The sequence below is a fragment of the Winogradskyella haliclonae genome, assembly GCF_014635865.1.
In the GTDB taxonomy this organism is placed as follows: domain Bacteria; phylum Bacteroidota; class Bacteroidia; order Flavobacteriales; family Flavobacteriaceae; genus Winogradskyella; species Winogradskyella haliclonae.
The window spans coordinates 1-11,314 of record NZ_BMDQ01000004.1; the positions used below are offsets into that span (position 1 = coordinate 1).

Below are 11,314 nucleotides of genomic sequence, written 5' to 3' on the forward strand. Positions count from 1 at the left end.
GCGGCAAAACTACCTGGTTCTACATCTAAAACCACACCGCTTGCATCATCACTACACACAGTAGCGTCTAAACTCGTAGATAATACTGGCTCAGGACTAATCGTTACGGTAACGTCGACAGAAGTGCCAATACAATTAGATGTACCGCTCACCGGAACTATCGTATAGATGACATCTATTGGGCCAATACCCATATTAGTATAAGCATCATCTGCTATTTCATTGGCACCAAATCCTGTACCTACTGTTGGTACACCTGCACTTGCTACCAATCCATTGGTATTGATGGCTGTAATATTGTAGGTAGTTGATGCAACATCACCTACATCTAAATCTAATATTATACCCGTTGGGTCGTCACTACACACGGTAGCATCTAATGTTGAAGACAACACTGGTGTCTCAAAAAAGTTAATAACTATATTATCCGTACTTACACAATTCGTAACATCTTCTGTTACGATAACCGAGTAAACTCCAGAATTTGGTGAACTTATATTAAGCATTGGGTTTGTCTGACCTGGTAGATCTGCTCCATCTAAAGCCCATTGGTATGTAACTGAACCTGCAACGGTAGCATCTAACATTACATCTGGATCACCAACACACAAATCTTGATCCGGCCCAAGGTCTACATCAAAAGGTCTATTTGTAGTAACTGTAACATCATCGGTTACTACCGTGACATCCCCATTGCAATTAGTATATGTTACTTGAGCTGTATAAGTTGTTGAAGGATCAGTTGGACAAACCTCAAAACTTGCATCAGTACTTAACACATTACCCATATCGTCTAGCCATACAAACTCTACAATACTTGGACCAGCAGGTGTAAAACGCCATGCTTCATCTTGTGCAGTCCAATCTTGAGTATTATTTCTTCCTGGCGGAACAAACGCTTCAGTGCCAGCATTATTTTGGATACCTACTGCTTTATCATTGACCCCATTAAAACCATTGCAAAATGGAGCATTTTGTATATAAATATCTATGACATTAGTAGTTTCATATAAAACTGCCATATGGGTTGCAATTTCTGAAGAACAGCCAAACATTTCAACATTATAAAAACTAACCGCTAAAACTCTATTTGGAGCTGTTCCAATAATTTCCCATGCAATTTCCTCATTAACTGAAGCAGCCGGATCAATATCGTGTACAGGACTAAATATATTAGCCTCTCCAAAAGTAGGATTAGAATTATTCGGAAGCATATTGTTTTGTAGATTCCAACCATTTGTAGTATCAGCTGCATTCACATCAAATCTAATTACCCCATTGGACCCTACCTGAAACTGAGTTTCAATGCCATTAAAAAAACAAAAATCAAAAGGTAAATCCTCTACATCATCCCATGCGTCATCAATATTTGTATTAACAGAATTAGTCAAACCTTGAAAAGGAAAGGGTGGAACAAATGGAATACTATTAACATTATATGTACTTGTATCTCCAATATCTAAAAAAGAAGCAGTTAAGGTTGTACATGTTTCATCACAAGGTATATCTATGTCTGCTCCTGCATCCACCGAAGGATTGCCAGGACTTGTAGAGCCTATTTGTGCTGTTAAATTAATATTGTTTGTACTGGAGCAACCAGCAGTATCAGTTATCATTAAAGTTACTTCGAATAGACCAGCCATTGTATAGGCATGAGTAACTGATTCTCCCATAGCCGTATTACCGTCGCCAAAATCCCAAAGGTATACTGCACCAGCACCACCTGTTGAAAATGTACCGCTACCATTAAATGTAATTACTTCATTTTCATCAGCAACTACAACATTGGCCGCAGTTGTTCCAGGTACAGTACTATCAAGATTAGCAATAATGTTTTGGCAGGGCGTAAAACAACTTATATCTGCGGCCCAACCAGTAGTATTACCAAATCCATTGGTAGCCCAAACAAAGGTTAAACAACCAGAAGTATTAGCAGAACTAGCCTCTACCAATCCTGGACTATTAGTGCCAGAAAAATCCCCTAGAGGTGGTGCCGTATTATCTGCACCATCAAAAATAGATAAAATATCTACCCCATCTTGTGTATTGAACGACGTGAAGTTTATACTCACAGCGTCTCCTGGATTATCAGCACAAATAGTGATTGTAAAATTTTCATTACTTGAATAATTTCCAGAAGACCCGCCGGAATCTAAGAATGTACCCATACATTGATTAAATGTGCCATCTTGCATTAAAAGGTCTTGACTAAAACTCTTTATAGAAAAGATAAAAAACGTAAATAATAGTATTTTTTTTAACATGCTAAAGTGGATATTAGTGCTGTGAAAATATTGTTATTACAAACTGAGTATTATCTACTCTGTAGGTCTGCGTTTTATTTTCAGAGAAAAAATTAAACGCATATTTTAAAGGATTAAAATTATCAGCGTCAAATGAAAAATCTCTAAGAAGGTTATGATTAATTGAATTAACAAGAGGAATTTGAGATAAACGTTTTAAAGAACTCAAATCTTTATTTTCATAAAAACCTATTTTTACTCGATTTCTTAAAATCTGTTTGAATGTTTTTACTCTATGTGGTTTGTTGTAAATAAACTCATTAGCATAAGCCCCATAAACCTCATCAATAAAAGCGCGTTCTTTTGAAGATAATGGTTTACTTAAATTCTCGCCAAATTTTGCCAAAGGCAAAGTGTGCTTTTTGGATTGTCCATAAAGACTTAGTCCTAAACAAATAAAAAGCAGTAATAAAATTCTCCTTGTCATAATGAATACTTAAATAATCTCGGAATTTAATAAAATTTTAACTAAAAGATGCCGTTTCTAATAAGTTCTCGTTGTAACAACATATTTATATATGCGATTCGCAAGCTAACACTATTTTTCCTCCTCTCATGCAAAATAAAAACGCCTCTGAAATTATTTCAAAGGCGTTTTTATTAATCAATTTTAAAATACCTCAACGTTTCAGAGAAAAGTGTGCACTAAAGGTTCGAGATTCATTATTAGTAGGTTCTACATACTCTAAAGTAAACCAATAATCACTACTAGGCATTCTATTACCATTAAATGTGCCATCCCAACCAGGACTTGTAGGGCTTAATTGTTTTAATAGTTTCCCGTAGCGGTCATAAATGTATATTGTTGCCGATGGTTGTGTATTAATGCCTTCAATATTCCAAGTATCGTTATTTCCATCACCATTAGGTGTAAAGAATTTAGGATAATCAATAACTGTTACAGTTCTGTATACAATGCCACAACCCAATATATCTCTCGCAGCTACAACATGATCACCTCCATTGACGTCTTCGAATTCGCCAACTAATTCCCATGGCCCATTATCTAGACTGTACTCATAGGTACTGTTTCCTGTTGCCGTAGCGATAATCATATTATTACCTGTAAAGGCTTGTGAGGTAACTTCGACATCAAATGTATCAGGTATACCACTTTCAGTTACAACTGCAGAATCAAAATTTTGACACATCGTTACCATAGATGTAGAAATATCTGTAACCGTAACATCATAAACTCCGCCTTGAGTTGGTATTAAACTAGAGCTCGTTTGAGCTGGTAATACTGTTCCGTCAAGACGCCATTCGAATGCATAATCTGTATCTGATAATCCCGTATCTAGAACTGGGGGCACATCGACCACTGCTTCATTATTACTTGTTAGACATAGAATATATTCATCATCTAAATCAAAAATTGGAAGTAGATTAACCTGTAAAGTCAACTCAGATATAGCAAAACATTCAGCAGGTCTTATAACATTACTTACTCTAGCATAAATAACCTGTGTATTTACAACAAAATTTTCATACAGTAATGGTAAAGGGTCAACATCATTAAAAGCATCATCAAAACTAAAGTGATAAGAGATACTAAATGACATTGGGTCTTGACCATCTAAAACAATTGGACTTCGAGATGATAAGTCAAATTGAGTAAAGCCATCATTATCACCTACGACATCACACTCTTCATAGAAATCATCAAGGGCTTGTACATCCTCATTAACTTCGATATTAAACGAAATTGTGCTGATTGAACATCCTGTGGTATTATTTGTTATAGCTACAAAGATTGGTTGTGGATTACTCGTATTTGTATACAAACTCGGTAATGGATTTGTTAAATTATCTGCATCAAGTTGTGTCTCATGGTATGAGACTGTAAAATTCATTGGGTCTTGCCCATTGAGTATTTCATCTATTTTAGTATCTAAATCAAAATCGAAAATAAAGTCTGTGTTGTTCTCACACTCAAAGAAATCTGCGACCACTACAGAATCATCTGGTAAAGGATTTACAAGAATTTCTAACTCAACAATAGCATAACAAGTTGTAGAAATGTTAGTTACCCTTACGAAAATAGTTTCTGATGGATTTGTATTGTTATAAGCTGTTGGATCTGGAATAGAATTATCACCTGCATTAGCACCGATAAAAGTGGTATGATAAGTTGCAGAAACATTAGGGTCTCCATTAAAAATAAAAGCTTCTCTAATTGTTAGATTAAACTCTTCTGATAAATCGCCAACAGTAATATCATCACAAAGAACTATTGGGTCAGGATTTAAATTTGGTGTTGGATTAATTGTTCTCAAACGCACATGAACACCAAGTCCAACACAGGCGTTATCAACATCACTATCTACTCTAACATATATCTCCTGTTCAAAAGGAGATGCATCATTCCTATGATTTGAAATATCTGGAATAGCATTAACTTCAGCCAATGCATCAGCTTCAGTTTCGTAATATGTAAATGTTAAGTTCTGCCCAACTGGTAATGCAGCTTGAGCTCTAATTTGAGCTTCAGCATCGCTAAAGTCAAAGGTAGTAATCCCATTTGTAATATCTGCATCTATACCGTCCACTACATCACACTCTTCATATAAAATTTCAACATTTGCTGGTATTTGAGTTGCAGATACAAATAAATCTAATTGGGCTACTCTAAAACAAAAATCATCATTCTCTACTCGTACAAATAAAATATCAGGATTAGAAGACGGATCTGTATTTGTATAAACTGTTGGATTTATAATTGCACTTGCTCCATTTGCTGCATCTGTAGCATTCATATGATACGTAAATGTTTCATTGGCAAAATTTGTAGAAATTAAAACTTCGGACTCTGTCAAATTAAAGTCTGATATGCCATCTGTATCATTATCACATTGTAATAACTCTACCATATCAGTAATTACAGGAAGTGCGTTAACTTGCAAATCTACAATTACAGTTTCATAACATTCGATTCTATCATTATTCTCAACTCTAGCGATAATTTGTGTATCATCTGTATATAGATTGGCAATGGCCGCAGCACCATTATCGGCATCTAATTGGTTTAAATGATAACTTACTGTAAACTGCATTGGGTCTTGACCATTTAATATAAAACTATCTATATCAGCTGGTGTTAACGGAAAATCCACAAAACCATTGGTGTCGTCTCCATCAGTAGCGTCGTCACACAATTCATATACATAAGGTAAAGGTGTTGGGTCATCAAACACATCTATTATAAAACTTGAAGTAGCAAAACAATCCGTATTATCTACATTTTCTATTCTAATCCATATGGTATCTTCTTCATAAGCAACAAGATTAGTAAACGTGTCTGGTAATGGATTAGTTGTTGAACTGGTCATTGCGTCCATCTCGTCCAAATGAAAAGATACTTCAAATTGCATTGGGTCTTGCGTACCCAAAGCAATTGGTCGCAAACTAGCTAAATCAAAATCCCAGAAGCCATCATTATTATCATCACAAATCAATTGTGGTAAAACAGTGTTAGCAGTTGGGTCATCGAACACATCAATATTAAAACTAATTATTTCAAAACAATCATCTCGATTATCTATATTCTCTACTCTAACCCATATAGTATCCTCATCATAGGCCACAAGATTAGTAAACGTATTTGGCAATGGATTTGTAGTTGAACTCATTATTGCATCTGATTGCTCTAAATGAAATGACACTTCAAATTGCATTGGGTCTTGTGTCCCTAATGCAATAGACCTCAAGGCATCTAAATCAAAATCCCAAAAACCATCGTTGTTATCATCGCAAATCAATTGTGGAGGAATCGCATTAGCCACAGGAGAATCAAATACATCAATTTCAAAACTTCCAGTACTAGCGCAATCTGTATTGATTGTACTCTCTATTCTAATCCATATGGTATCTTCTTCATAAGCAACAAGATTAGTAAACGTGTCTGGTAATGGATTAGTCGTTGAACTAGTCATTGCGTCCATCTCGTCCAGATGAAAAGACACTTCAAATTGCATTGGGTCTTGTGTACCCAAAACAATTGGCCGCAAACTAGCTAAATCAAAATCCCATATACCATCATTATTATCATCACATCTAAATTGTGTAGCAACAGGGTTGACTGTAGGTATAACCGTAACTATCACCTCTACAATATCACTATCAGACCCTCCTACGTTATCAGTAATTGTAACTTGATACTCTCCTGCATTAGAAACAGAAATCATTGACATTCCATCTGTTCCAGGAATTGGTGCAAAACCAGTACCATCATTAAATTCCCAAGCATAGTCTACAAAAGTAGGGTCGTTACCAGGGTTTGCATCTAGAGTAGTTGATGTCATTTCACAAATATTCTGATCAGGCCCTAATATTCCATCAACATTTATAATAGAGCAATCTGTAGAACCGCCACCTGGTATTCCAAAATTTGTCTGTACAATTTCAATAGTACCATCACCGCCATCAAAGTTAGTGACTAGAAGTAAATAAAACTCACCAGAAACGGCATTAGGAATATTCATGTTTTCAATTGACTGACCGGAATAACTACAGTCTACAATGTTTGTATTTGTATTTGGATAAGCACCAGGATTAACTGTGTTATTTGGGCAACCATTAGCTGGGCTATTAGGAAACTGTGGATCGCAAACTGTATCTATACTTCCACAGTTACCTATATCAGAAGAGAATGGCCCCCACAACACAAAATCAACATCTAAACCAACTCCAGTAGTACTTTCTTGGATAATTTGAAATGCTAAATCCCCTGTTTGATCTACCCTTAAAAAGAACCAAGCTGGTCTAGGACCATCTTGTAAACACGCAATTGAAGTATTAATGTTTGTCGAGGCATCATTATTATTCTGAAAAATAAAGCTACCTGTATTATCTGCACAAATAGGTCCCGCATCACCACATGTTACTCCTCCAGGTGAATTAATTTGAGAATAAGATGCCATTGATATAGCTATAAATAGTAAGCAGAACGTGTATTTTTTAAGCATAATTTCTTTCAAAATTTAAGTCACGAAAATTAATAAATTCTTAATGAACAACTCACGAATTAATATAAGATGTCGTTATAAAAACGCATATATCTATATAACAAGTATATTTAAGAAATCCCTAACCTATTTATACTATTTTATTTAGTTATCTTTGCAATCTCATTTTACACACCATATAAATGAAAATAGAAAACGATTTTGATATCGATGCCATTGGCGATGATCACATAAGTTCTTCGAGCGTAACACCTCTTAGAGACGATGCTTTTACATTAAGTAATTCTGAAAAGATTGAAAGCATAAAAGCAGATGTGAAACATATTATGGAAACTTTGGGTCTTGACCTTACAGATGACAGTCTTAAAGGTACTCCAAAACGTGTTGCAAAAATGTTTGTTAACGAGATATTTGGCGGCTTACACCCTGATAAAAAACCTAAGGCTTCTACATTTGAAAATAAGTACAAGTACAATGAAATGCTTGTTGAGAAAAACATTACTGTATACTCTACCTGCGAGCATCATCTCTTACCTATTGTAGGCAAAGCACATGTAGCATATATTTCTAACGGCACTGTTATTGGTTTATCCAAGATGAATCGCATCGTCGATTACTATGCAAAACGTCCTCAAGTACAAGAGCGTTTAACCATGCAAATTGTAAGAGAGCTACAAAAAGCTCTGGGCACAGAAGATGTCGCTTGCGTTATTGACGCTAAACACCTTTGCGTAAACTCAAGAGGCATCAAAGATGTTGCTAGTAGTACAGTGACTTCTGAATTTGGTGGAAAATTCAAAACCAAAGAAACTCGTCGAGAATTCCTAGATTATATTAAATTAGATACTGAATTTTAGTTCACATTCTATTTTACAAACCGCATAACATTAGTATAATGCCGCTATACGAAAATCAACATATAAAGATTTACAATTCTCTTTCGGGCGAAAAAGAAACTTTTACGCCTATTAACCAAGGTTATGTAGGCATGTATGTTTGTGGCCCAACAGTTTACAGTAATGTACACTTAGGTAATGTAAGAACCTTTATGTCTTTTGACATGATTTTTAGGTACTTAAAGCATTTAGGTTATAAAGTACGTTATGTTCGTAATATTACTGATGCTGGGCATTTAGAAAATGATGCTGATTTAGGAGAAGACAAAATCACAAAAAAAGCACGTGTTGAAGAAATTGAACCTATGGAAGTGGTGCAACGCTACACCGTAGACTTTCATAATGTTTTACAAACACTAAACTTTTTACCGCCAAGTATAGAACCTACTGCAACAGGCCATATTATAGAACAGATAGAGCTTATTCAAACTATAATAGATAATGGCTTTGCTTATGTGGTTAATGGTTCCGTGTATTTTGATGTACATAAATACAATGAATCTAACGAATACGGTATTTTAAGTAAACGAAAACTCGAAGACCTTATACATAATACTAGAACTTTAGACGGACAAAGTGATAAAAAAAACCCACAAGATTTTGCGCTTTGGAAAAAAGCCGAGCCTACACACATTATGCGTTGGCCTTCACCATGGAGTGATGGTTTTCCTGGTTGGCATTTAGAATGTACTGCTATGAGTACAAAATATTTAGGTGAGTTTTTTGATATCCATGGTGGAGGAATGGACCTTAAATTCCCACATCATGAGTGTGAGATTGCACAAAACCAAGCCGCTAAAGGTCAAGCTCCAGTAAAGTATTGGATGCATGCAAATATGTTAGAGCTTAATGGTGCACGTATGAGTAAATCCTCTGGAAATTATATTAATCCTGCGGAATTATTTTCTGGTAAAAACGATAAAATGTCTAAAGGATTTTCTCCTGGTGTCATTCGTTTTTTTATGATGCAAGCGTCTTACAGAAGTGTTTTGGACTTAACTAATGATGGATTACTAGCTGCTGAAAAAGGATTTAATAGGTTACTAGAAGCTCTTAGCAATCTTGATAATTTGAAAACGAGTAGTTCATCATCTTTTAATATTTCCGAATGGCAACAGAAGTGCTATGATGCCATGAATGACGATTTTAATACACCTATTTTAATTGCTCATTTATTTGAAGCTGCAAAATTTATAAATCAGGTTAATGATAGTTCTGCATCAGTTTCTACTGAAGACTTGGCAACTTTAAAAACAGTGCTGCATATATTTATATTTGATATTTTAGGATTAGTTGATAGCCAATCCTCAGATAGCGGAACCGAAAAGTTACATGCAGCTATTGAGTTATTAATAAAGCTCAGAAAAGAAGCACGCATAAATAAAGACTTTGCGCTGTCTGACCAAATTAGAGATGAATTAGCTGAAGCGGGAATCGAATTAAAGGATGGTCGAGAAGGCACTACGTTCTCCATTAAATAATTGATTATTAGAAAACTTCTGACATATCCGTTTTTGTTTTTAATTAAGATATACCAGACGTTAATATCTCCATTTACACCGGCCAGTTGTAGATACCAACCCACGTGTTCTCAGTACACAAAAGAAGCTTTAGAAACACACGGTTTTTTTAAAGGTGGACGATTGGCTATAAAACGAATTTTTAGTTGTCATCCTTGGGGTGGAAAAGGTTACGACCCAGTGCCTCCTAAAGAAGATTAATATTGCGTTAATACTATTTCCGTTACTATTGAAAATACTATATTTACCACTTAAACAATAATCAATTTATGCACGCTTTAGAAATAGTTTGGGACCCAATTAAATTTTTGGATTTAGGTTTTTTTAAACTTCACTTTTATAGTGTCATGTGGATAGTTGCTTTTATTCTAGGATTTTATGTCACAAAACGCATATACAGAAACGAAAATCAGTCGGATGAATCTTTAGACTCAATATTTATCTACTCGGTTATAGGGATTATGCTAGGAGCACGCCTTGGACATGTTATTTTTTATCAACCAGAATTAATTACTGAAGATTTTTTCAGCATATTTCTTCCATTTAAATTTAAAGGAGGTTTTGAATTTACTGGATTCCAAGGTTTGGCTAGTCATGGCGCAGCCATAGCGATGATAATCTCTATGTACCTATACAACAAAAAAGTACTCAAGAAAACTGTATTGTGGATTTTAGACCGTGTAGTTGTTGCTGTTGCCTTAGGTGCTGTATTTGTTAGAATTGGAAATTTTATAAATTCAGAAATTATAGGAAAATACACGGGAACAGATTTTGGTGTAGTATTCAAGCAATTAGGAGAAACCGCTCCGCGACATCCTTCTCAATTATATGAAGCCTTCTTTTATGTTTTTGTGTTTTTGATTTTATTTTTCACCTATTGGAGAACTAAAAAATCTCAACAGCAAGGCTTTTTATTTGGTTTATTTTTAGTTCTCTTATGGACTGTTAGATTCTTCGTTGAATTCTCAAAAGAAGCTCAAGTTGAAGAACGTGCAGATTGGTTATTAAACACTGGACAATTATTAAGTATACCATTTATACTTATAGGCTTATACTTTATGTTTATATACAAGCCTAAGACTAAAGAAGCATAATGATTAATCGTAAGTTTAGGTTACTGTTTTGTATATATATAGTTGCTTTTAGTTTTACAGCTTGTAACAATTCTAAAAAGAACATCTCTAAATCTTCTGAAATTACCTTTACAAAAGAAGGAACACTTCAACTAAAAAAAGCGTCGAACGATTCGGTTATAAAAACTTTAGATATCGAGATTGCTGATGACGAATACCAGACCCAAACGGGATTGATGTATCGCAATAGTATGAAAGAGTCTCAAGGCATGTTATTTATATTTCCTAATGAAATATCTCGTAGTTTCTATATGAAGAATACACGTATTCCGCTAGATATCATATATATCTCTGCAGATAGTACAATTGTAAGTTTTCAAAAAAATGCTAAGCCATTTGATGAAACGTCATTGCCATCAAATGCACCAGCTAAATATGTCTTAGAAATTAACGCAGGACTTTCTGATGCATGGAATATTGAAATAGGAGACAAGATTAAGTTTTAATTAAATTTTACTAATAATAAAAAAGACTGCCAATTGGCAGTCTTTTTTATTA

General features: G+C 34.8%; 8 protein-coding genes. 5 read left to right on the forward strand and 3 right to left on the reverse strand.

What is annotated here, in order from left to right; all coding sequences use genetic code 11:
- The 3 genes from IEV10_RS12695 to IEV10_RS12705 form a co-directional block, all read right to left on the reverse strand.
- Window positions 1-2,264, reverse strand: a 2,264-nt coding sequence (locus IEV10_RS12695) for an NIDO-like domain-containing protein (protein ID WP_188375116.1), incomplete at its 3' end; no start/stop codon positions are given.
- A gap of 13 nt (window positions 2,265-2,277) precedes the next feature.
- Complete coding sequence (locus IEV10_RS12700; protein WP_188375117.1) at window positions 2,278-2,730, reverse strand: hypothetical protein; 453 nt, start codon at window positions 2,728-2,730, stop codon at window positions 2,278-2,280.
- A 193-nt stretch (window positions 2,731-2,923) separates the two neighbouring features.
- A complete protein-coding gene (locus tag IEV10_RS12705) occupies window positions 2,924-7,267 on the reverse strand; it encodes an FIDD domain-containing protein (RefSeq protein WP_188375118.1) in 4,344 nt (1,447 codons plus the stop codon).
- 182 nt (window positions 7,268-7,449) lie between these two features.
- Between IEV10_RS12705 and folE the strand changes: the two genes are divergently transcribed.
- The 5 genes from folE to IEV10_RS12730 all read left to right on the forward strand — a co-directional run bounded on the left by folE (window position 7,450) and on the right by IEV10_RS12730 (window position 11,262).
- Window positions 7,450-8,124 carry a GTP cyclohydrolase I FolE gene (folE, locus tag IEV10_RS12710; protein WP_188375119.1) on the forward strand — a complete coding sequence of 225 codons (675 nt, stop codon included), beginning with the start codon at window positions 7,450-7,452 and terminating at the stop codon, window positions 8,122-8,124.
- Window positions 8,125-8,162: 38 nt separating this feature from the next.
- Window positions 8,163-9,644, forward strand: coding sequence for a cysteine--tRNA ligase (gene cysS / locus IEV10_RS12715; RefSeq protein ID WP_188375120.1), 1,482 nt, complete (start codon window positions 8,163-8,165; stop codon window positions 9,642-9,644).
- Window positions 9,645-9,650: 6 nt separating this feature from the next.
- Window positions 9,651-9,884 carry a membrane protein insertion efficiency factor YidD gene (gene yidD, locus IEV10_RS12720; protein ID WP_188375264.1) on the forward strand — a complete coding sequence of 78 codons (234 nt, stop codon included), beginning with the start codon at window positions 9,651-9,653 and terminating at the stop codon, window positions 9,882-9,884.
- Between the two features lie 68 nt (window positions 9,885-9,952).
- Window positions 9,953-10,777: a prolipoprotein diacylglyceryl transferase gene (lgt, locus tag IEV10_RS12725; RefSeq protein WP_188375121.1), complete on the forward strand. Its 825-nt coding sequence runs from the start codon at window positions 9,953-9,955 to the stop codon at window positions 10,775-10,777.
- Complete coding sequence (locus IEV10_RS12730; RefSeq protein WP_188375122.1) at window positions 10,777-11,262, forward strand: DUF192 domain-containing protein; 486 nt, start codon at window positions 10,777-10,779, stop codon at window positions 11,260-11,262. Before lgt ends, IEV10_RS12730 begins: the two co-directional genes overlap by 1 nt.
- Window positions 11,263-11,314 lie beyond the last annotated feature (52 nt).